The sequence below is a fragment of the Peptoniphilus equinus genome, assembly GCF_027921445.1.
GTDB classification, from domain to species: Bacteria; Bacillota; Clostridia; order Tissierellales; family Peptoniphilaceae; genus Peptoniphilus; species Peptoniphilus equinus.
The window spans coordinates 1180216-1203600 of the sequence record NZ_CP115667.1 but is presented as its reverse complement, the minus strand read 5'-3'; the positions used below and the strand labels follow the sequence as shown (position 1 = coordinate 1203600).

General features: G+C 48.0%; 22 protein-coding genes. 18 read left to right on the top strand and 4 right to left on the bottom strand.

The window, feature by feature from the left end:
* Position 1: 1 nt before the first annotated feature.
* Together O6R05_RS05810 and rpsD are read right to left on the bottom strand one after the other, a co-directional pair.
* Entirely contained in the window at positions 2-262 is a 261-nt protein-coding gene (locus O6R05_RS05810) for a DUF2007 domain-containing protein (RefSeq protein ID WP_271191056.1), read from the bottom strand.
* 64 nt (positions 263-326) lie between these two features.
* Positions 327-923, bottom strand: a complete 597-nt coding sequence (rpsD, locus tag O6R05_RS05805; protein WP_271191054.1) for a 30S ribosomal protein S4 — start codon at positions 921-923, stop codon at positions 327-329.
* Between the two features lie 228 nt (positions 924-1151).
* Between rpsD and O6R05_RS05800 the strand changes: the two genes are divergently transcribed.
* The 8 genes from O6R05_RS05800 to O6R05_RS05765 all read left to right on the top strand — a co-directional run bounded on the left by O6R05_RS05800 (position 1152) and on the right by O6R05_RS05765 (position 9556).
* Positions 1152-2408: an amidohydrolase gene (locus O6R05_RS05800; protein WP_271191053.1), complete on the top strand. Its 1257-nt coding sequence runs from the start codon at positions 1152-1154 to the stop codon at positions 2406-2408.
* A gap of 2 nt (positions 2409-2410) precedes the next feature.
* Positions 2411-3400, top strand: a complete 990-nt coding sequence (gene trpS / locus O6R05_RS05795) for a tryptophan--tRNA ligase (protein WP_271191052.1) — start codon at positions 2411-2413, stop codon at positions 3398-3400.
* An 89-nt stretch (positions 3401-3489) separates the two neighbouring features.
* Entirely contained in the window at positions 3490-4701 is a 1212-nt protein-coding gene (locus O6R05_RS05790) for a M20 metallopeptidase family protein (protein WP_271191051.1), read from the top strand.
* A gap of 1 nt (position 4702) precedes the next feature.
* The gene (locus O6R05_RS05785) at positions 4703-5413 is read left to right on the top strand and encodes a DUF5058 family protein (protein ID WP_271191050.1); all 711 of its coding nucleotides are present in this window, start codon (positions 4703-4705) and stop codon (positions 5411-5413) included.
* A 12-nt stretch (positions 5414-5425) separates the two neighbouring features.
* Positions 5426-6124, top strand: coding sequence for a hypothetical protein (locus O6R05_RS05780; RefSeq protein ID WP_271191049.1), 699 nt, complete (start codon positions 5426-5428; stop codon positions 6122-6124).
* Between the two features lie 265 nt (positions 6125-6389).
* Entirely contained in the window at positions 6390-9038 is a 2649-nt protein-coding gene (locus O6R05_RS05775) for a valine--tRNA ligase (protein ID WP_271191048.1), read from the top strand.
* Between the two features lie 132 nt (positions 9039-9170).
* The gene (locus tag O6R05_RS05770) at positions 9171-9356 is read left to right on the top strand and encodes a hypothetical protein (protein WP_271191047.1); all 186 of its coding nucleotides are present in this window, start codon (positions 9171-9173) and stop codon (positions 9354-9356) included.
* Positions 9323-9556, top strand: a complete 234-nt coding sequence (locus O6R05_RS05765; RefSeq protein ID WP_271191045.1) for a GNAT family N-acetyltransferase — start codon at positions 9323-9325, stop codon at positions 9554-9556. Before O6R05_RS05770 ends, O6R05_RS05765 begins: the two co-directional genes overlap by 34 nt.
* Positions 9557-9752: 196 nt before the next feature.
* On the opposite strand, the gene O6R05_RS05760 is transcribed toward O6R05_RS05765, so the two are convergent.
* Positions 9753-10934, bottom strand: coding sequence for a coenzyme F420-0:L-glutamate ligase (locus tag O6R05_RS05760; protein ID WP_271191044.1), 1182 nt, complete (start codon positions 10932-10934; stop codon positions 9753-9755).
* Complete coding sequence (locus tag O6R05_RS05755) at positions 10907-11509, bottom strand: 5-formyltetrahydrofolate cyclo-ligase (RefSeq protein WP_271191043.1); 603 nt, start codon at positions 11507-11509, stop codon at positions 10907-10909. Before O6R05_RS05755 ends, O6R05_RS05760 begins: the two co-directional genes overlap by 28 nt.
* Positions 11510-11690: 181 nt before the next feature.
* On the opposite strand from O6R05_RS05755, the gene ftsE reads away from it, so the two are divergent.
* The 10 genes from ftsE (at position 11691) to O6R05_RS05705 (ending at position 23378) form a co-directional block, all read left to right on the top strand.
* The gene (ftsE, locus tag O6R05_RS05750) at positions 11691-12377 is read left to right on the top strand and encodes a cell division ATP-binding protein FtsE (protein WP_271191042.1); all 687 of its coding nucleotides are present in this window, start codon (positions 11691-11693) and stop codon (positions 12375-12377) included.
* Positions 12364-13263 carry a permease-like cell division protein FtsX gene (gene ftsX / locus O6R05_RS05745; RefSeq protein WP_271191041.1) on the top strand — a complete coding sequence of 300 codons (900 nt, stop codon included), beginning with the start codon at positions 12364-12366 and terminating at the stop codon, positions 13261-13263. Before ftsE ends, ftsX begins: the two co-directional genes overlap by 14 nt.
* Entirely contained in the window at positions 13256-14485 is a 1230-nt protein-coding gene (locus tag O6R05_RS05740) for a murein hydrolase activator EnvC family protein (RefSeq protein ID WP_271191040.1), read from the top strand. The genes ftsX and O6R05_RS05740 overlap by 8 nt, the downstream gene beginning before the upstream one ends.
* Positions 14486-14494: 9 nt before the next feature.
* Positions 14495-15661: a S41 family peptidase gene (locus O6R05_RS05735; protein ID WP_271191039.1), complete on the top strand. Its 1167-nt coding sequence runs from the start codon at positions 14495-14497 to the stop codon at positions 15659-15661.
* The gene (locus tag O6R05_RS05730) at positions 15648-15773 is read left to right on the top strand and encodes a hypothetical protein (protein ID WP_271191038.1); all 126 of its coding nucleotides are present in this window, start codon (positions 15648-15650) and stop codon (positions 15771-15773) included. Before O6R05_RS05735 ends, O6R05_RS05730 begins: the two co-directional genes overlap by 14 nt.
* 94 nt (positions 15774-15867) lie before the next feature.
* A complete protein-coding gene (glmU, locus tag O6R05_RS05725) occupies positions 15868-17202 on the top strand; it encodes a bifunctional UDP-N-acetylglucosamine diphosphorylase/glucosamine-1-phosphate N-acetyltransferase GlmU (protein ID WP_313791015.1) in 1335 nt (444 codons plus the stop codon).
* A gap of 8 nt (positions 17203-17210) precedes the next feature.
* On the top strand, positions 17211-18158 hold the full coding sequence (locus O6R05_RS05720; RefSeq protein WP_271191036.1) for a ribose-phosphate diphosphokinase: 948 nt from the start codon (positions 17211-17213) through the stop codon (positions 18156-18158).
* Positions 18158-18718 carry an aminoacyl-tRNA hydrolase gene (gene pth, locus O6R05_RS05715; protein WP_271191035.1) on the top strand — a complete coding sequence of 187 codons (561 nt, stop codon included), beginning with the start codon at positions 18158-18160 and terminating at the stop codon, positions 18716-18718. The genes O6R05_RS05720 and pth overlap by 1 nt, the downstream gene beginning before the upstream one ends.
* 41 nt (positions 18719-18759) lie before the next feature.
* Complete coding sequence (gene mfd / locus O6R05_RS05710) at positions 18760-22203, top strand: transcription-repair coupling factor (RefSeq protein ID WP_271191034.1); 3444 nt, start codon at positions 18760-18762, stop codon at positions 22201-22203.
* A 59-nt stretch (positions 22204-22262) separates the two neighbouring features.
* Positions 22263-23378: a peptidylprolyl isomerase gene (locus tag O6R05_RS05705; RefSeq protein WP_271191033.1), complete on the top strand. Its 1116-nt coding sequence runs from the start codon at positions 22263-22265 to the stop codon at positions 23376-23378.
* The last annotated feature ends 7 nt before the right edge of the window (positions 23379-23385 follow it).

Genomic DNA, 23385 nt, shown 5'->3' with positions numbered 1-23385 from the left:
ATCATAGGTTTGTGTTATCGTCCCGGGCGGGGAGTTCTCCGATAAGTGCCATCAGATCCTTCGCCTCATCCAGACGTGCCGTCTCGACGTAGATTGTCACGCCCATAAAGACGTTGTCGTAGTAGAGAAAGCTCATGGAGTCTTTCACCTGATCACCCTCTTCGATGTGGGCGATGCCGTTGTCTTCCAAGATAGCCGTGACGCCGGCGAGTTTGAGTTTGTCAAAGACGGTGACCAGTTGGGAAAATTGTTTATCTTTCATACATAGCGCCTCCGAAACCATTGCATATAAAAAAGGATGGACTGGGTTAGGTCCATCTTTTTCATTACATATTTTTAGAATAGAATTCAACGATAAGTTGATCTTCGATTTCAATTGGCACGTCTTCGCGTTCCGGTAAGGTTACGAGAGTTGCCTTGAAGTTTTCATCTTTTGAAATATAAGGGTAAGATGTTACAAAGTTCGTTTGGAAGTTTTCCTTAAACATCTCAACCTTTTTACCGCGTTCGGAGAGTTCAATGACATCTCCTTCGTCACAGCGATAAGAAGGGATGTTGACTTTCTTACCGTTGACTTTAATGTGTCCGTGAGTTACCATTTGGCGAGCTTGACGAATAGAAGAAGCAAAGCCCATTCTATAAGCTAAGTTGTCAAGACGTCGTTCAAGGTATTGTACTAAAAGCGGACCGGTTTGGCCTTTGGCTTTTTTAGCTTCCTTGAAAAGGTTGACGAATTGTTTTTCAAGCACACCGTAGTAAGCACGTAGTCTTTGTTTTTCGAGTAATTGCTTACCGTATTCAGTTAACTTCTTATCACTTCTTGCAGTACCCTTTACGGCACGTTTCATAGCCTTTGGGTGACCGCATACGTTGAGACCAAGACGTCTGGATTGTTTAAATCTTGGTGCCATCATTTTTGCCATTTTTCTTCAACTCCTAATATTCTTTGCCGCGATAATTTAAGAGCCGAAAGCATTATACTAAATTGCGGCGGTAATGTAAAGGCATTTGTGAAGAAATTCCCACTTTTATAGGAGTTTCGGCTGTGCGGTGGCAGGGAGAGACACGATGTGGTCAGAGGTCAGTTTTTTGTTGAGATTTTGCCGCCACGGCGGTCCGTCTGTGGTATAATTTCTAAAACTGGAGGCACTATGATTTTAAAAAATGCGAACATACTGGACTTGAAGACCGGCACGGTGCAGACGGGTATGGACATTGCTATCACAGGAGATACCATCACCGCCATCGGCGTCGAGCTTCACAGTGACGATAAAGACTATCGCGATATGTCCCATCGTCTGGTGACGCCGACGTTCACCAACGGGCACACCCATTTGGGCATGGCGATGATGCGGGGTTACGGCGACGACTTTGCGTTACAGACCTGGCTGGAGACGAAGATCTGGCCTTTCGAGGCCAAGTTGACATCGGAGGATATTTATTGGGCATCGAAGCTGTCGCTCTTGGAAAATCTCTATAGCGGCGTCGGTACCATTGTGGATATGTACGACAGCGTGGGCTATGTGGTTCAGGCAGGTCGTGAACTGGGCATGAAAGGTCTTTACGGCAAAGGGGTTATGGATCTGAGCGGCGATGGCGATAAGAAGCTGCAGCGCTTTGTCAAAGATTACACGACTTACGGCAACGCCAATCAGCGCGTGATTTTAGCGCCCCACTCGGTCTACACCTGTTCCGAGAGTTTTTTAAAGGACTGTCTGGAGCTGGGGACGACCTACGGCGGCGTGCTTCACACCCATGTGTTGGAAACTGAAAAAGAAAAGGAAGACTTTGAAACCGCTCACGGGATGAGCGTGGTGGATTACTTCGGGGAGCTGGGCTATCTGGATGTGCCCCTTGTGGCGGCGCACTGCGTGCATATGACGGAGCGGGATATCAACACCGTCAAAGGCTGTCCCTTTATCCCGGTGCACAACCCTGTCTCCAATTTGAAATTGGGTTCCGGCGTGGCGCCGGTGGGCAGATGGCTCGGGGAAGGGATCGACTTTCTCTTCGGCACGGACAGTGTGGCCTCCAACAACAATCAAAACCTCATCAAGGAACTTCAGGTGGGGACACTGGTTGCAAAAAATGCTTGGGGACCGGAGACCATCGGCAGTCTTGACATGCTTCGACGTGCTTTTGACTTCGGCGATGTGCTCGGCTTTAACCACGGCGGGGTGGACGTGGGGAAAAAGGCGGACTTGATATGCTTTGATTTGGAGTCTTTGCATTTCACCCCGGCGAACAGTTTACTCAGCGCCTTGACTTATAGCGCCGATATCGGCGACATTACCGATGTGTTGATTGACGGTGAGTACAAGGTTAAAGACCGCGAGTCATGCTTTGATGATGAGCAGGTGCGTTATGAAGTGAGTACACGAACACGGCGAATTTTAAACGAGGTTTAATCATGGATAAAAAAATTGTATACAGCGGGATTCAGCCCTCAGGATCCCTCACTATCGGAAATTATATCGGGGCACTGAAAAATTTTATCGGCTTGCAGGACGAGTACAACTGTCTGTACTGCATTGTGGATCTCCACGCCATCACGGCGCCGCAAGAACCTAAGGACTTGCGCAAGAATACGTTGGACGTCTTAGCACTCTATCTTGCTTGCGGTTTGGATCCTGAAAAGTCCATTATTTACATTCAATCCCATGTGCCGGAGCACGCTGAACTGGCCTGGGTACTGAACACGTATACGTCCTACGGACAACTGGGACGGATGACGCAGTTTAAGGAAAAGTCGCAAAAGAGCAAGGAAGTTCTTGCGGGGATTTTCAACTATCCGGTTCTGATGGCGGCGGACATTTTGCTCTACGGTACACACTTGGTGCCTGTAGGGGAGGATCAGCGTCAGCACATCGAGCTGACCCGAGACATTGCTGAGCGCTTCAATCGCCGCTACTCCGATACTTTTGAAGTCCCGGACATTCTGGCGCCGAAGGTGGGAGCTCGCATTATGTCACTGCAGGATCCGGCGCATAAGATGAGCAAGTCCGACGAGAACAGCGACGGTTTTATTCTCATTCTGGATTCGGAAAAGGACACGGAAAAGAAGATCAAGCGGGCGGTCACTGATTCCTTAGGCACGTTTGCGTACAGCGATGATCAGCCGGGTCTTAAAAATCTCATTGATATCTACTGCGCCTTTTCCACGCTGAGTGCTGACGAAGTGGTGGCGAAGTACGAAGGCCAAGGCTACGGTGCGTTCAAATCCGACCTCGCACAGGTGGTCAACGACGGCTTGCGTCCGATTCGAGAACGGTTTAAAACCATTCGGGACGACAAAGCTTATCTGGAATCCGTCTACACGGAGGGGGCGGCACGGGCGTCTCGCATGGCGCAGAAAATGCTCCGTAAAGTTTACAAGAAAGTCGGTTTTATTCCGAGATAAATAGAAACCTCGTATTTATTTATGCTACAATGAATACGAGGTTTTATTTATTTAAATTTATAACGCAACATTGCAACAAGGAGGTAGTTATGAACGTCAATGAACTCAAAGTTTATGAAGCGGAACTCTTAGAGAATTTTAAATGGCTGCACCAACATCCGGAGATCGGATTTTATGAATTTAAGACATCGGAGTTTATACAGGATAAACTCACGTCATACGGCATCGACTTTACCACGATGGCTCGCACCGGGGTTGTCGGATCTATTGTCGTGGATCCCAAGGCCAAGACCTTTGCTCTGCGTGCCGACATCGACGCCCTTCCTATTGAAGAGAACACGGATCTGGACTATAAGTCCACCTGCCCGGGCTTTATGCACGCCTGCGGTCATGACGGGCACGTGGCAATGCTGCTTGCCGTGGCGAAGTATTTCAGTGAGCACCGGGATGTGTTAAAAGGCAATCTGAAATTTATCTTTCAACCGGCAGAAGAAGGTATCGTGGCGGAACACTACGACGAACTGATGGCAGAAGGCATCAACGAATTGGGCGGCGCGGCCACGATGGTAGATCAGGGCATCATGGAAGGCATCGACGGTATCTTTGCCATTCACGGCGACGTCACCAAGCCTATCGGCACGATCGGTATCGCTCAAAAAGAAGCCATGGCGGCCTCTGACCGGTTTGAGCTCACCATTCAAGGTAAAGGCGGCCACGGCGCCATGCCGGATACGGCCATTGACCCGACAGGGGCACTGAGTGCCATTATCGCAGCCTACAACCAACTGCCGTCCCGTGAATTCTCCGGACTGGACAAAATCGTGCTCACGATTGGGGAGATTCACATGCTGGGGACATGGAACGCCATTGCGGATAAGGTGTATCTGCAAGGGACGGTGCGGACTTTCGATGAAGCCAAGCGGGAAGCTATCTTTGTTCGGATGAAGGACTTGGCGGAGTGCATTGCCAAGGCCCATCGCTGTACAGCGGAGTTGACACGGTTTAAATCGACGATGGCGACAATCAACAATGAAACCATGGTGGATCTTGTCATGAGAACGGCTCACGATCTTTTGGGTCAGGACGCGGCTTCCATGATTTTGCCGCCGGAAATGGGCGCAGAGGATGTGGGCAACTTCTTTAACAAGGCGCCGGGGGCGATGGCTTGGCTAGGGGTAAAGAACGATAAGTACGGCACCTATCCGCTTCACAATCCGAATGTGGTGATGAACCCCGATGGTTATATCTACGGTGTAGCGCTCCATATCAATGTCGTCCTGAACTATTTCAAGGAGGCATAACATGAGCATCTTTGATGTGCTGAATTCCAAGGTCCTCTACATTGCGGTCTTTGCCGCCTTGGCAATTATCTTCGCCATGTGTGTCTTCTTCTTTCTTCGGGCACGGCGTCGTGTATTGGAGTTGGGTGTCAAGAAGGGCGAGCTGAATGAGGTGTTAAAATCCTCGGTGATCTTTTCCGTCATTCCTTCCATTTCGGTCATCATTGGTTTGATTTCCCTTGCGCCGCTCCTCGGGACCCCTTGGCCATGGTTTCGGCTGTCTGTGGTCGGGGCTCTTGCCTATGAGCTGATGTCTGCCGATTTGGCCGTCAAAGGCGTCGGCTACGAGTCACTCGCCGCCTTTTCTCAAACCGGTTCCATCGACGCCATCGGCACGATCATGTTTGTCATGAGTCTTTCCATTATGTCAGGGATGGTTTTTAATGTGTTCTTTCTGGATAAAATCCACAAGCGGGTGAGTCAAGTGGGACAGAAGCAGGACAAGTTTGTAGCGTTGGCGCTGTCGACGCTCATTATCGGTATGATGGCTGTCTTTGTACCGATGCAGCTGATCGCATCGAAAATTCACGCCATTACCCTGATTGCCAGTGCACTGCTTACCTATGTGCTGACCCGACTCTCGAAGAAAGTGCCGTGGCTGAGTGATTATATTATGTCCTTTGCGCTGATCTTCGGTATGGCTGTTGCCGTGATGGCGACCCGTGTGCTGTAATAGGAGGCTGCTATGGAAAGTAATTATTTAAAGAAAACCTATCTCTATGGCCGCATTGCAACCCTCATAGGTATTGGGCTGATGCTCGGCATTCCGGCGCTCATCTGTTGGGTCTATGACATTTGGCCGACACCGGCGCAGGTCATTGCCGCTGCAGGGCCGCTCCTTGCCATGTATATTCCCTCAGCCGTCTCAGAAAATATCTCCATGATTCCCGTTCAGGGTTCCAGTGTGTATATGAACTCCATCTTAGGCAATGTCATGAACATTAAATTCCCTTGCTATCTCAATGCCATTGAAAAAATGGACACCACACCGGGGACGGAGCTTGCTGATGCACTGGGAATGTGTGTCGTCACGATTTCCGGGATGGTGACTATGGTGATTATTGCCCTTGGTCTGCTTTTGATGGCGCCTCTTGAGCCGGTGCTCACATCGCAGACCGTCAAGACCGCCACATCGTATATTATGCCGGCGCTGTATGGGAGTATGGGGATCAGTGCCTTTATCAGCACGGGAGCTGGCATGTATAAGACATCCGGTAAGCCGACTATCAGCTTGATTGCTGTGGCGTTGGTGTTACTGGTTAACTTTTTTGTTGTGCCCATTACCGGTAAGGAGGGCTATGCCATGCTCATCATGTTGATCGTGACGGTGCTCATTGCATGGGTGCTGTATAAGCAAGGCATTGTGAAGGTTGAAGATAAGTAGACGGAATAGAAATTGACATTTTAAAATTTTATCAGTATACTCTGAATATATGATGCAAAGACAATGAGGAGTAACTTCAGGACGTCTCAAGAGAGGTTTCGGGTGGTGGAAGAAACTGTCGAAGTGGAGTGAAGGTTGCATTGTGAGCACTGCATAGCAGCGGTAAATCCGTTATCTTTTCAAGCCGGCTTGTCGCCGGAAATTAAGGTGGTACCACGGCCCTTCGTCCTTAGACGTCGGGCCTTTTTTATGTTAAGGAGGAACAATGAAGGAACTGGAAAAAAACTACGATCCCAAGTCCTTTGAAGATCGCATTTACAGTACGTGGATGGCAGACAAGCACTTCCACGCGCACACGGACAAAGACAAAAAGCCGTACACCATCGTCATGCCGCCCCCAAATGTCACGGGGAATTTGCACATGGGTCATGCGCTGAACAACACCATTCAAGATATTCTGATTCGCACGAAGCGGATGCAGGGTTACAGTGCGCTGTGGCTGCCCGGGACGGATCACGCATCCATCTCCACAGAAGCCAAGGTCGTGGCGAAGCTTCGAGATCAGGGGATTGATAAACACGACATCGGCCGGGAGGCATTTCTCAAAGAAACGTGGGACTGGACCCATGAGTACGGCGGCAACATCAAAAACCAATTGAAAAAGTTGGGCGTTTCCTGTGACTGGGACCGGGAAGCTTTTACTTTGGACGAGAATCTGTCTGCGGCGGTGGAAGAAGTCTTTATTCGTCTCTATGACAAAGGTCTGATTTATCGAGGCGACCGGATTATCAACTGGTGTCCAAGCTGTGGTACGTCCATCAGTGATGCAGAAGTGGAGCACGTGGATACCAAGCGTTTTATCTATCACTTCAAGTATCCGTTGGAAGACGGTTCAGGGTTTGTCGAAGTGGCCACGACGCGGCCTGAAACGATACCGGGAGATCTTGCTGTGGCTGTTCATCCGGACGACGAGCGCTATCAGGCTATCGTAGGCAAAAATGTCCTTCTGCCGATTATGGACAACAAACCGATTCCTGTCATTGCCGATGCCTATGTGGAGCGCGAGTTCGGCACAGGCTGCGTGAAAATCACTCCGTCTCACGATCCCAACGACTTTGAAGTGGGCGAGCGTCACAACTTGGGTCAGCTGATTGTCTTTGATGAAAAAGCTGTCTTAAATGAGAAGGCGGGCAAGTATGCAGGACTCACTACAGAGGAAGCGCGAGAGCAAATTATTCAAGATTTCGATGCGCTGGGGCTCTATGCCGGCAAGAAAGAACACGAAAGCGCCGTCGGTCACTGTGAACGGTGCAAGACCGTCATCGAGCCGATGCTTTCCAAGCAGTGGTTTGTCAAGATGGCGCCGCTGGCACAACCGGCCCTTGAAGCTTACCAAAAAGGCGAACTGCATTTCATTCCGGAACGCTTCGGGAAAGTTTATGTGAACTGGCTGGAAAATATTCGGGACTGGAATATTTCCCGTCAGCTTTGGTGGGGACATCGTCTGCCGGTCTATTATGACCAGGACGGCGAGGTGGTTGTCTCAAGAGAGGATCCGACCGGCAAGCCGGGTTATGAAGGACGGACGTTCACTCGCGACGAAGACACATTGGACACGTGGTTCTCCAGTGCGCTTTGGCCGTTCTCCACACTGGGGTGGCCGAATGAAAACAGTGAGGATTTGAAGTATTTCTATCCGACGAACGTGCTTGTCACCGGGTATGATATTCTCTTTTTCTGGGTGATTCGCATGGTCTTCAGCTCGTTGGAATTTATGGGCGAGCTGCCATTTAAAGATGTATTTTTCACCGGTCTTGTGCGGGACAGCTTAGGGCGGAAGATGTCCAAGAGTCTCGGCAACGGTATTGATCCGTTGGAACTCATTGACAGCTACGGTGCCGATGCACTGCGTTTCACCCTCATCTCAGGCAATACGCCGGGCAATGATATGCGTTTTTACACAGAACGTGTGGAAGCGAATCGTAACTTTGCCAATAAGCTGTGGAATGCTACGCGATTTGTCTTTATGAACTTTGAGGACGAGGACTTCAACTTGAAGCCGGATCATCTGGAAGCTGAAGACAAGTGGATTTTAACCAAACTTATGGACACCGTCACTTCCGTGACGGACAAGATTGAGAAGTACGATATCGGTCTTGCCGCCGGTGACATCTACGATTTCATCTGGTCCGACTTCTGCGACTGGTATATTGAGATGGTGAAATCTCGCCTCTATGGGGACGACGGAGCTTCTAAAGACGGAGCAAAAGGGACACTGCTCTATGTGCTTCAAACGATTCTAAAACTTCTCCATCCGTTCATGCCGTACATTACCGAAGAAATTTGGGATCACATTCCAACGACGACGGAAGCTTTGATTGTCAGCTCATGGCCTGAAGTGGACGAGGCGTTTATCTTTGAGACCACAAAGGATGACATTGAGTTTGTGGAAAATGCCATTCGTCTCATTCGCAATCGCAGACAGGAAATGGATATTGAACCGAAGAACAAGTCCAATGCCCTGGTGAAAATCACCAAAGACGACGCCGGACGGGCACTCAGAGAAGGCAAGAAGCATCTGTTAAATCTGGGCTTTTGCAAGTCGGTGGAATTTGTGGACAGTGATTTTACACCGGAAGATGACACCGTCGCCATTGTCCTTGACGGTGCTGAAATTCTCCTGCCGCTCTCCGATCTTGTGGACTATCATAAAGAGTTTGAGCGGATTTCCAAAGAGATTGATAAAACCACAGGGGAAATTGGTCGGGCTGAGGCCAAGCTCGGCAATGAAAACTTTGTGAAGAAAGCGCCACCGCACTTGGTGGCACAAGAGCGCAACAAAGTGGACGCTCACAGAGAAATACTCAAGACCCTGGAAGAAAAATTGGAAGAGATTAAAAAGCATTTAGGATAAATGAAAAAGCTGCTCGAAAGGGCAGCTTTTTTTGTCAATGGCAAACAGGTATGTGGCGATGGCAAACGCCGTACAGCCAACAGCCGATGAAACGCAACTATAAATTTGATATAAACAGGTTTGGAGCGGTATATGGAGTATACATTTATTCGATTGAAAGCACGTGAGGATTTGAAGGAGCGTGCCGCGGCATGGTTTTATCATAAGTGGGGCGTGCCGGAAGCGGCCTATTTGTCATGTGAAGAGGCTTATATTAAAGGTGAGACGGACTGCGGGTGGTATTTGTGTCTGGCTGGCGAGAAGATCGTTGGGGCGTAGGTGTCATCCCCAATGATTTCCATCAAAGAAAAGACCTCGCGCTCAATATCTGTGCACTTTATACCGAGGCGGCACACCGAGGGCGAGGCATTGCAGGACGTCTGCTTGATATGGCGGTGAACGATTTAAAAGCGGCAGGGATCCCTGAGGTCTATCTGATCACGACCGATTGTACGAGGGTTATGGATGGGAGTACTTAGAGCGTGTGTCCTGTGATGACGGGCGAAGGCTGCGTATGGACTGTCATCGATAATACCGATACCGATAAGGATGAAAGCAGGTGGCTGTTAAGGGAGGAGGGTCAGTTTAAACCCAACGTGTGCCGGGGCACATCTTAGGCGTGAGGACATAAAAAAACTGCCGAGGGATCGGCAGTTTTTTACATCTTTTTTAAAATCATTCAGTTGCAAAGTTATCGAAGTAACCTTGGATAAGGATGACCGGCGTACCTTTATCTCCGGATCCGGAAGTCAAGTCGCAAAGTGAACCGAGAAGATCGGTCAGACGACGAGGGGTAGTACCAAGGGTTTCGTTTCTGCCGGTAAGATCGGCATCTTTTTTCGTAATACGTTCACGCATTGCTTGAGATGCATCTTCAGTGCTCATATCTTTGAGCTCGGTGTCGGCAATGTATTTAATCTTAAGTTCGTTCGGTTGACCTACAAGGCCTTTGGTATGACCAGGGGACACTACAGGGTCTGCAAGTTCCCAAATTTTACCTACCGGATCTTTGAAGGCACCGTCGCCATAGACCATGACTTCAATTTCTTTGCCGGCGTAGTCGTTGAAGCGTTTTTGAAGACCTTCAACAAAGCTTTGAGAATCTCTAGGGAAGAGCTTCACTGTTTCGGTGTCGGAAAGGTTAGAGCCTAAAAGTCCGAACTCTTCATTGTAACCGCTGCCGTTAATGGATTCGGTCATGATGTCGTCCAAAGCGTAAACTGTTTGCGCACCGGCATCTTTGAGCTCTTGTTTTACGAGTTCTCTGGTGTGGATGGAGCAGACGAGGACGTCTTTGGTGTACTTCAAGATGGCTTTAGGATCGTTTGAAAAGTGAATTTCAGAATTTGGAGCCAGCTCTTTGTAAAGGGTGACATAGTCAATGCCGGTGAAAGGGTGTTTCACTTCTTCGCCGAAGAGACGACGGTAGTCGGCTTCTTCAAGTACATCGGCATATGGGTTGATCTTTTTGTCATAGAGTTCTTTTTCGTCCATCAGGTGGTTGCCCACTTCATCAGACGGATAAGACAGTAAGATGTGAAGCTTACGACCGCTCTTTGCAATCCCGCGAAGGAGTACGGAAAAACGGTTACGGCTTAGAATTGGGAAGACCATCCCAATGTCACCTTGGTATTTATTTTTTACATCTGTGGCAATGTCATCGGTAGTGACATAGTTGCCTTGCGCACGAGCGACCAGGGATTCGGTAATAGCAACCACATCTTTGTCGCGAAGTTTAATGTCTTCGGACTCAACAGCTTGGATTACTGAATCATAGACGATGTCGTCCAGTTTGTCGCCTTTTTTAACAATTGGTGTGCGAATGCCTCTTACAACGGTTCCGAAATATCTTTGCATAATTTTCCTCCTAATTGGGTGAACCCGTCATTGGATAAGAAGAGATCCAGTTTCTCGTCATAGTCATCATGAGGCAGCGTATCAACTAACATATAGGGATAACCGATCCCTATACGCAGAGGGTGAGAGGCAAGTGTTGCAAAAAACTTGTCATAGAATCCACCGCCATAACCGATACGATAGCCGTCTTTTGAAAAGGCGAGTCCCGGGGTGATAATCAGATCCAAAATCTCGGGATCAACGAGTTGTACTTTGTTCTCAGAAGGTTCGAGTATTCCCATATAGTTTGGTCTCAAGTCTGAAAAGTCTTCCAGCTTTGAAGCTCCCATGGTGAATGTATCTCTATTGACTACAGGCACATAAATATTTTTTCCGTCTTTTAGAGCATGCTTAATAATCGAATGGGTATCCACTTCTTTACGATAGCTAACGAACGTAAATAGATGATTTGCTTTTTCGTAAATCTCTGAGTCTATTAAATGTTCTAACACGCGAGATGATGTTTCGTGAATGGCGACATCGTCCAAGTGTTCTCTTTGTTTTAAAAAGTCTTTTCTGAGTTCGCTTTTTTCCATTTCATCACCTCAACATTACAATTATACACAAATAGTCCAGAATTGAAAGCACAATTTTAAAAAAATTGCCTGATCCGATGAAAAACTTGAGTGATGAGGTAAGATTATTCAGGCAAAGTGTTGTCACTTGTTACTTTTTTGTAATATAATAGATGATCGAGAGATAAAGAAAGGATATTTCATGATTACCTTTAAAAATGTCTTTAAGGAATACGGCAATGGCGTCATGGCGTTGTCCAATATAAATTTGACCGTCCCTCGTGGCGACTTTGTGTTTTTGGTCGGCTCCAGCGGCGCAGGCAAATCCACTCTGGTGAAGCTGCTCATCCGTGAAGAGTCGGTGACACGAGGCAACATCTACATACACAATCAAGATATCACGAAGCTTACCAAAACCCAAGTCCCTCGACTGCGGCGCAATATCTCCGTGGTGTTTCAGGACTTTCGTCTGCTTGCGAAGCGCAATGTCTATGAGAATGTGGTCTTTCCTTTGGAAGTGCAGGGGCATAGCAGAGCTTATAACAAAGAGCATGTGGAACACGCCCTGGAGTTGGTGGGACTGAAAGATAAAGCTAAATCCTATCCGTCGGAGCTTTCAGGCGGTGAGGGTCAGCGGGTGTCCATTGCTCGTGCCATTGTCAATCATGCACCGTACTTGGTGTGTGACGAACCTACCGGCAACTTGGATGAACATACAGCGATGGAAATTATGGCCGCTTTGGAGAACATCAACAAAGCCGGCACGACGATTATTATGGCGACTCACGCTATCAACATTGTCAACACCATGCAAAAACGTGTAATCACGTTAAAAGGCGGCAAGATTGAAAGCGATGTGGAAAGGGGCTCTTACTATGAGATGGTTTAGACAGCTTCTGAACATACTCAAGGATACGTTCAAGGGCATTTTTCGCTATTTCGGTATGTCTGCCGCATCCGTGGCATCCATTGGCGCCATGCTCACACTCTTCGGCGTGGTACTGCTCTTGGTTTTAAACATCAATAATGCGGTCTACAGTCTGGGGCAGGAGCTGGATAAAGTTGTCATTTGGATTCAGGACGGCTCGAAGGCTGAGGATGTGAACCAACTTATCGGTGAGCTTTCCAAAGACAGTCGGGTACGCTCCGTGCAGTACACTTCCAAGGAGCGAGCTATCGAGAAGTTTCGGGATCAGTTGGCTGACAAAGGCTATCTGATGGATTCCGTCAGCTCTGACGTCTTGCCTGCATCCTTGACGGTGAGCTTAAATGATGCTAAAGCGGCGAGTGATATTGCCGAGCAGGTCCAGGGCAAACCGGTGGTGGAACGCACGGATTACCATTATGAGCTGATTCAAAAGATGCAAGACTATGAAAAGTCCATTAAGTATGTGGGGGCGGCTGTGGTTATTGTGTTGCTTTTTGTCTCCGTACTTATCATACACAACACGATTCTCATCACGGTGTCGAACCGCAGTCATGAGATTGAAATTATGAAGTACATCGGGGCCACCGATTCCTATATCAAGAGTCCCTTCCTATTAGAAGGGATTATCTTTGGTATTATCGGTGCCGTGGCGGCCTTTTTTCTGGTCACCGGCGTGTACAGTTATTATTACGGAAGCCACAATGTCGACTTTACCATGCTCCTGGAACGAGGTTTGGTGGAGCCGCAGATCATTAAGCGGCATCTGCTTGTGATCTTTGTTTGTATCGGATCCGGCATTGGATTTCTCGGGTCCCTCGTATCGACAGAAAGGCATTTAAATGTTTAAACGTTCATTTAAACCCATCACTGCCGTGTGTTTGTCCACACTCTTATTGACGAGCGGTGTGTACGCATCCAGTGCAACATTGGAAAAACAACAGCGGCAAATGAAACAAAACCAACAAAATGTACAGCGCAGCATCGAACAAAACCGGACCCGTGCAGCAACGGTACAAAAAGATGTGAACGCAGTACAAAGTCAGATTATCGAACTGGACAAAAAGATAAGCAGCCTTGCCGGCAATATCTACACCCTGGAGCTGGAAATTGACGCTTTGAACAAAGATATTGCTCAAAAGGAATTGGACCTTGCCGCCAAACAGGAAGAGCTGAAGAAAACCCAGGCTCTCTTTGAAGAACGGGTCCGAGCCATGTATATGAATGGCAAGGTTGACTACATTGAAGTCATCCTGAACTCCAAGAATATTGAAGATCTTTTGATGAATTACAAGATTGTCTCTTCCATCGCCGACAGCGATAAGCAGTTGGTGGATACTATCAGCGGACAGATACAGGCTATTGACGCCATGAAAAAGAGTCTGGAAAGCAACGTCGTGAAGATGAACAGCTCAAAGCGTCAGTTGGAAGCTGAACAATCCGATTTGCAGGCGGCAAGTAATGAAAAGCAGACCTATATGAATGCGCTTCAGTCCGATGTTCAGGCTTATAACCAGGCCGTGACACAAATGGAAGCGGAGTGGGCGAACTTAGATCAGGAAATTCTCCGTCTGCAAAATGAAATTACCAAGGCCAAGGCGGCAGAACGGCAAGCTCTTGAAGCGACGAAGCGAGGCGCTCGCGCAAACAGCAATCTCCGCCACATCGATCCGTCCGTCCGTCAAGGCGGAAGCCTCAGTTGGCCAGTGCCGGGGCATTTTAATATATCCAGTCCTTTTGGGTATCGGATCCATCCTGTCTACGGCTACAGTAAGTTTCACTCCGGAGTGGACATTCCAGCGCCAAGCGGCACACCTATTATAGCGGCTAAAGATGGTGTGGTTATTATGGCGAAAAGCATGAGCGGTTACGGGAATGTGGTTATGATTGATCACGGAGATATTGTCACCGTTTATGCCCACAACTCTGTACTTAAAGTGGTGCCTGGCCAATCGGTCAAAGCCGGAGATGTGATCTCCCTCTGCGGTTCTACCGGTGTCTCAACGGGGCCTCATCTGCACTTTGAGGTCCGAGTTAACGGTTCAGCTGTCGACCCGTTGAACTTTATTTAGTGACTGATTATGAAACGATTTTTAAAATTATTGGGGATTGTCGCCTTGCTCCTTCTCACCAATGCCGCCACCTTTTTTGTAGCGAGCGGGGGATGGGTCACCTTACCTCGGGATCGGTTTGATCAAATTGCCGCTTTGGAAAATTTTGTCCGTCAAAATCATCTCTATGACGTGACAGATGAACAACTTCGTATCGGCGAGCTGAAGGGAGTTGTGGCAAGTCTTGGTGATCCCTACTCCGAATACTATACTAAAGAGGAATTTGAGCAGCTGTTGGAGACTACCACCGGCAAATTTTACGGTATTGGCGTGGTGATCACCAAGGGTGAAGACAATCTCATCACCGTGATTTCACCGGTAAAGGGTTCACCGGCTTACGAGGCGGGCATCCGTTCCGGGGATAAAATTATCAAAGTCAACGGCGAAGATTATACGGCAGACCAATTAGAAGAAGCCAGTGACGTCATGAAAGGCGACAGGGGGACCACGGTGAACGTGACTGTCCTTCGCCCACAGACCAATGACACGATGGACCTGGATATTGCACGGGACGAAATACAAATGGATACCGTCCTTCCGGGAACGGTGGATGGGGTGAGCTACATCGGTATTTCTCAGTTTGATGAGCTCACAGCTGACAGTTTTAAAAAGGCGCTGGGTAGCGTGAGCAGTGACGGTTTTATTCTGGATCTGAGAGGCAATCCCGGCGGCGTGGTGGACACGGCGGCTGAGATTGCAGATATGCTTTTGGGTCAGGGAATCATCGTCTATGCTGAAGGGCGCGACGGTAAGCGGGACTTTGAATTCAACTCCGATGCGGCACAGTATGACAAGCCGATGGTCGTGCTTATCGACGAGGGTTCCGCCTCCGCTTCCGAACTGCTTGCCGGAGCGTTAAAAGACCACGATCGTGCCAAGCTTGTGGGCACGAAGAGCTTTGGTAAAGGCATTGTTCAAGCGGCACGCCGACTGCCGAACGGCGACGGTTTAAAACTCACCACCTCAGAATACTTTCTGCCGAACGGTGAAACCATCCACAAAAAAGGCATTGAACCGGATGTGGTGGTGGAACGGGGCGCGGAAGTTAAAGGCCTCGGTATCGACTACTACGACGAGGACGTACAACTTCAAAAAGCCGTCGAACTGTTAAAAGAAGAAATAAATGCACAAAAGTAGAGCCTTAGGCTCTATTTTTTATGCGACGCTTATCGTGAGCGGTGCGATGGGCGTACACGGATTTGATTATAGAAGAAATCCTCGCACAGGCAGAATTGACCTTGAGAAGTGAGCTATTCTTCTATATAATTAAAGACGAGAAAATTGTAAAGGTGTGGTAAAAAATGAAGGTTTCGATCATCCTCGCAGCCGGCGAAGGATCTCGAATGAAATCGAAAAAACCTAAAGTCATCCATGAGATTTTAGGTAAACCCATGCTTGGTTATGTGATTGACGCGGCACGGTCCAGTCATTCCGATCGCATCAGCATTGTTATCGGCCACGGTAAAGAGCTGATTCAAGAACGGTTTGAAAATGCCGAGGTCACTTTTCGCAACCAACCTATAGGGGAAGGGGAACCTTATGGAACCGGCTTCGCAGTGATGCAGGCTCTGGACGATTTCCAAGACGACGATACCGTGCTCATACTTACAGGCGATACACCTCTTATCACTGCCGAGACGCTGGAAGGTTTGGCGGATTACCATGAAAGAGGTCATTTTGCATGCACGATTTTAACGGCAGATATGAACAATCCAACCGGATACGGGCGCATAGTTCGCAACGATGCCGCAGATATCATGGCCATTGTAGAAGAAAAAGATGCATCGGCAAAGGAAAAAATCATCCGTGAGATCAACTCCGGAATTTTTGCGTTTCAGGGCAAAGCCCTTCGTGAAGCTTTGGGTCATTTAAATACGGACAACGCTTCAGGTGAATTGTACTTAACTGATGTGGTGGAGTACTTCTCTCAACAAGGGGAGCGCATTGGCGGATTCAAACTTTGCAACAACCTGGAAATCCACGGCATTAACAGCAGGGACGCCCTTGCTAAGGCCACGGAGTATATGCAGCGCCGGGTGAATGCACATTATATGAAGGAAGGCGTCACGATGATTGCGCCGGATACCATCGTCATTGAAGACGGTGTCGTCATTGGACGGGACACGGTGATTTATCCCGGGGCAATCCTTCAAGGTCAGACTGTGATTGGCGAAGACTGTACCATCTATGGCAATACGCGCATTGTTGATTCTGTCATCGGTGATGACGTGACGATTGACAATGCTTTTATTGAGTCCTCTCATGTGGGAGATCATACAACTGTCGGGCCTTATGCCCATTTGCGTCCGAAGTCCAATGTAGGCTGCCATGTAAAAATCGGCAATTTTGTAGAAGTGAAAAATGCCAATTTCGGCGACGGCTCCAAAGCCGGCCACCTTGCCTATATCGGTGATGCCGACGTGGGAGAAAATGTCAATGTGGGCTGTGGTGTCGTGTTTGTCAATTACGACGGTAAAAACAAATACCGCAGTACGGTGGCAGACGGTGCGTTTATCGGCAGCAATGCCAACCTGGTGGCACCAGTTACTGTAGAAAAAAACGGTTATATCGCTGCAGGCTCTACCATTACCAGCGATGTCAAAGCAGATCAGTTAGCAGTAGAACGAGCTCCACGACGTGATGTTGATGGATGGGTGAGTCGGAAGGGACTCAAGTAGGAGGTAGTATGTCAAAATCAGGGGATATTCAAGTTTTCACAGGCAACTCAAACATTAAGTTGGTTGATGATATCTGTAAAGAGCTCGGTATTAAGCGGGCGGAATGTGAAGTTAAAACTTTTTCTGATGGTGAAATTGCCATTGATATTGCCGAAACCGTACGGGGCAAGGATGTCTATATCGTGCAGTCAACATCCAATCCTGTGAACAATAACCTTATGGAGACGTTGATTTTGTTGGATGCATTGAAGCGGGCTTCTGCAGGGCGTATCAACGTGGTCTTGCCATACTATGGCTATGCCCGACAAGACCGTAAAACCAAAGCTCGCGAGCCAATCACTGCCAAACTGGTTGCGGATCTTTTGACCGTGGCAGGGGCAAATCGCGTTGTAGCTATGGACCTTCACGCCGGTCAAATTCAAGGTTACTTCGATATTCCTGTGGATCATTTAAATGCTGTACCGACCCTTGCGGAATATTTTGAAGACATTGTCAAAGGTGAAGACTTTGTCGTGGTATCTCCGGACTTGGGCGGTGTCACTCGTACACGGCGCTTTGCCAACCATTTGAATTTGCCGATTGCCATTATTGAAAAACGTCGTCCGCGTCCCAATGTGTCGGAAGTCATGAATATTATCGGTGACATTCAAGATAAAAATTGTATCTTAATTGATGACATTGTGGACACGGCAGGTACTATCTGCCAAGCAGCCAAGGCGCTTCAGGAACGGGGTGCGAAAAAAGTTTACGGCTGTGCGACGCACGGCGTACTGTCCGGTCCTGCTGTTGAACGGCTTCAAAACAGTGTCATGGAAGAGTTTGTCATCACCGATACGATTGCCATTCCGGAAGAAAAGCAGTTTGACAAACTTCATGTGGTCTCCGTGGCACACCTTCTTGCTGAAGCTATTCGACGGATTAACGCCAATACTTCAGTAAGCACCATGTTTAAATAATGAAAATTATTGTCGGACTGGGAAACCCCGGTCGCAACTATGAAGACACCCGCCACAATATCGGCTTTAATGTTATTGATGCTTTGGCTGACCGTTTAGGCGCCAAGGTGAAAAAGATTAAATTTAAAGGACTCTACGACGAAATTCGTGTGGGAAGTGAGCGGGTGATCCTCTTGAAACCCCAAACCTACATGAACAACAGCGGGGAATCCGTGCGGGAAGTTATGAGTTTTTATAAAGTGGCCATCGATGAGCTTTTGGTGATTGTGGACGACATTGACATCGTGCCGTACACGATCAAGATGAAAGCCAAGGGTTCGGCAGGGACGCACAACGGTCTGAAGTCCATTATCTACCACTTGCAGGATGATCACTTTGCCCGTCTGAAAGTGGGTGTTGGCAACAACGAAAATCACTGGGATTTGGCGGAATATGTGTTAAGCGGATTTCCAAAGGCCGATGGCAAGTATATTGAGGCGGCTATCGAGCGTGCCTGCGACAGTGCAATGGAATTTATTGAACACGGCGCAGAGTCCGCAATGAATAAATACAATGGGTAACCCGGGGTCTCTCGGGTTTTACTCTTTTTAGATAGGAGATTATGTTACTCGATCACTCTTTTTTAAATACAAAAGCAATTAAAGATCTCTATGTCACAATAAACGGCGGGATGAACGCTCATCTCTATGGCACGGCACCATCGGCCACGGCGCATATTGCCCTCAGTTTAAAATCCTTTGGGCCTATTTGTATTGTGGCACCTGACGGTTTAAAAGCGAAAAAGATTGTTGAGGATTTGGAAAGCATTGGACAGCGGGCAGGGATGCTTACGGCCCGAGATGTGTTTTTATTCAGCGACTTGAGCCGATCGAGACAGTTATCCTATGAGCGCCTTGAAACCTTGTTTGCCATTGTGGCAGGTAAATTGGATTTTCTCGTGGTAACCTTGGGCAGCTTGCAAGATCGTCTCAGTGCACTCTCGACGTTTAAAAATGCGATCTTGTCTTTTGAAGCGGGCAAGGTGACGGAGCATGTTGCAGCGCAGCTGATTACCATGGGTTATGAACGTATGACTCAGGTGGAAAGTCCGGGACAGTTTGCCATTCGAGGCAGTATTGTGGATATCTATGCTGATGTGCCCTATCGCATTGAGTTTTTCGACGTGGAAGTGGACTCTATTCGCACTTTTGACATCAGCACCCAGCGTTCTCTCACGACATTGCATCGCTGCGATATTATGCCTGCTCGGGACGTCCTCTTCACTCCGGAGATGGTGGCAGAAGCTGAGGCGGGCATTGTCAAAGCTTTGAAACAAAGCAAGTTGGAAGGTGCGGATCGTGAGCGGCTCGAAGTCAAGTTTACCAAGCTGTTGGAGCATTTGCAGAGCGGCACCATACCTGAGACGGATCTGACACTCCCTTTTGTCAGCACGAAGTATACGGCAACGGTGTTGGATTATTTTCCGGTGGCACCCCTCATTATTTTTGAAGAACCGAATCCGACGATTGAACATGCCGAGGCCAATGAGACGCAATTTTTGAACAATTTGTCGGACTTGATTCTTCGAGGGGAAGCGATGAAAGTTCACGAGCGGGTGAAGCGTCCTGTGAGCGAAGTTGTGGCTGAACTCAAACCGCTGGTCACTTTAAATACCCTTGCCGTCTCTCAAAAGTATTTTAGAGAGGGACGGCCGATTAATTTAAGAATGAAGTCGGCGACCAACTATCGCGGTCGGATGCAGCTTTTTATATCAGATTTGAAAGATTACCTCCGTCGAGGTTATAAAGTGCTCATCTTCGGCGGCAAAGCGGACAAGACTGAGAAGCTGCGCGCCTCACTCAGGGAATTCGGTGTGATGCCGCGGCTGATGACGACTTATGATGACGTGCTTCATTCCTCCGAGGTGATGGTGCTCCCGGGTTCCATCCACGAAGGGTTTGAGTTGGCGGATGCAAAGTATGTCGTGATGAGCACACGAGAAATCTACGGCAAACGCCACGCTAAAAAGTCGCCTCGCAAACGAGCTAAGGAACTTCATGTCGAGGATTTAAAAGTGGGCGATTATGTGGTTCATGAAGCTCACGGTATTGCCAAGTATATGGGGAGTCGCCGGATGGAAGTCCAGGGCGTGACCAAAGATTACATTGTACTGGAATACCGCGGCGAAGATAAGCTTTTTGTACCTATTGAAAACCTGGAGTCTATTTATAAGTACGTGGCAGGGGAGGGCGCAGTTCCGAAGCTGAACAAGCTGAACTCTGTGGAGTGGAACCGCACCAAACAAAAAGCGAAGCAGAATGTCGAGGATTTGGCAGATGATCTCATTGAACTCTACGCTGTGCGCGATCAGATTAAAGGGTATCCTTTCAGTCCGGATACGGAATGGCAAGGGGCTTTTGAAGACAGTTTTATCTATGAGGAAACAGCAGGGCAGCTCCAGGCGATTGATGAAGTGAAAGCGGATATGGAGCTGCCGAAGCCGATGGATCGTCTACTGTGTGCCGATGTGGGTTACGGCAAGACGGAAGTGGCCCTTCGGGCGGCTTTTAAAGCGGTTATGGACGGCAAACAGGTGGCCTTTTTAGTGCCGACAACGATTTTAGCCGAGCAGCACTACAACACCATGATGGAACGCTTTTCGGATTTTCCTATTCAAGTTGCCTTGTTAAGTCGCTTTCGCAGCGCCAAAGACATCAAACAAGATTTGGAGAATCTGAAGGCGGGCATTGTGGATGTGGTCGTTGGGACTCATCGTCTCCTCTCAAAAGACGTGGTGTTTAAAGATCTGGGTCTTTTGGTTATTGACGAAGAACAGCGATTCGGAGTGCGTCACAAAGAGAAGTTGAAGCAACTCAAACAATCGGTGGACACCCTGACCTTAACAGCCACACCGATTCCTCGCACACTTCAGATGTCCATGATCGGCATTCGGGATATGTCTGTCATTGATGAGCCGCCGGAAGAGCGTTTCCCGGTACAGACGTATGTGGTGGAGCACAACGCCATGTTGGTGCGGGAAGCCATCCTCAACGAAATCGAACGAGGCGGTCAGGTCTATTATGTCACCAATCGCGTCTCTCATATGGAGTTGACAGTGGCGGAGCTGCGCGATCTGGTGCCTGAAGCATCCTTCGGCATGGTCCACGGGCAGATGAATGAGCGCCAACTGGAAGACACCTTTCTCGGGTTTATTCGCGGCGATTACGATGTGCTGGTTTGCTCCACCATCATTGAGACCGGTCTGGATGTGCAAAATGCCAACACCATTATCGTGACAGAATCCAATCGCCTCGGTCTCTCTCAGCTCTATCAGTTACGGGGACGTGTGGGACGGACGAACCGAATTGCTTATGCCTACTTTACCTACGAACCCCAAGTGTCTCTTACTGAAGTGGCAACCAAGCGATTGAAGTCTATTAAAGACTTCACCGAGTTCGGCTCCGGATATAAATTGGCGTTGAAGGATTTGGAAATTAGAGGCTCGGGATCTCTTTTGGGGTCTCGTCAGTCCGGGCACATTAACTCCATCGGCTACGATCTTTATATTAAATATTTAAAGAAAGCCGTCGACAAGCGCAAGGGCATTGCATCTCAGGATGAGGATGACACCCAAATTGATGTGAAAGTGGATTCCTATATACCGAATGACTATATTGAAGATGACGAGCAGCGCTTGGAAGTCTATAAGAAGATCGCAGCTATTCTAGGCGAAGAGGACTATAGCGATCTCATCGATGAGCTCATTGATCGTTACGGCGATCCGCCTGAATCGGTCTCCAACCTTATGGATATCGCCCTCATTCGAAATGTTGCCCAGCAGGGAGGGATTCTTTCGATTACTCAGCGTGACGATACGTTTGAGATCAAGCTTCGGGAACTGCCAAGTTTGGAACTCATCGCCGACATGCAGGACCTTCATCGTCATACCACTTTTGAGTTAGGTGCACAACCGGGTTTTACCATGAAGCATTTAAAAAATCCGTTGGACAGCTTAAGAAAAATCACAGAATTGGTAAAAACTCACAAAAACTATCCCAAAACCTAATTTTCCATGTATAATAAGAGAGTAAACATCAGAAAGGACGGACTATCGTGAATTTGAAAATGAATCTAAAAAAAGCTGTGCTGGGTGTGAGCCTTTCAGCACTTTTAATTACAGTGGGTTGTCAACAAAAGAAAGAAGGCGTGGCCGCAACCGTTAACGGTGTGGACATTCCGATGGAAGAATTTGTGAAGAACTATGCCTCTCAGCGGAACAATTTAATGCTTCGCGGCGGCTCTACCGATGTGTTTGATGAAAAAGCACCTAACGATCCTTCTCGTACCATTGATGAAGTGGTAAAGGAAAATGTGCTGAACGATTTGGTTCAAATCAACTTAATCAAACAAGATGCCAAGACCAAAGGCATTGAGCCGGATGAAAAGAAAGCTGAAGAGGAACTGGCAAAGATTAAAGAGCAAGTTGGCGGTCAGGAAAATTTTGATCAACAACTCAAGACTACCGGTGCCAACGAAGCGTTCTATAAAGAATACTTTGTCAATGCAGATCTTATGAGTCGGTACACTCAAAAATTACAGGAAGAACTTAAGCCAACTGAAGAGGAAATGAAGACGTATTACGACGAACATCAAAATGACTTTTTTGTCGCTGATGCCGATCATATTTTGGTTGATGATGTAGATGCAGCCAACAAACTGAAGAAAGAATTGGACAAAGGCGCGGATTTTGCACAAATGGCAAAAGAAAACTCCACCGATCCCGGCAGTGCGGAAAAGGGTGGAAAGTTAGGCTCGTTTGAAGCCGGTACCATGGTGACGGAATTCGAAGAGGTATTGCCGACACTGAAAAAAGGCGAGTACTCTGATCCGGTCAAATCCCAGTTCGGTTATCATATTATCAAACTTAACGACTTCCAAATCAAACCTTTTGATGAAGTGAAAGCCAAAGTTGAACAAGCTGTGGTTCAAGAAAAGTTTAATACGTACATTGAAAAGCTTCAAAAAGATGCGAAGATTGACAAGTATGTAGACTATAAAGAGGCGGTGGAAATTCCTGCAGAACTGCAATTGCCAAAGGAAACGCTAGATTCTTTAAAACAAGCGGAACAACAGGCAGCTCAACAAGCCGCAGAACAAAATGCTAAAACCGATCCGAATAATGCCGCCGCTTCCGAGCAAGGGACACCGGCAGACAAGACGGCTGAGAATAATGTAAAATAAGTCAATA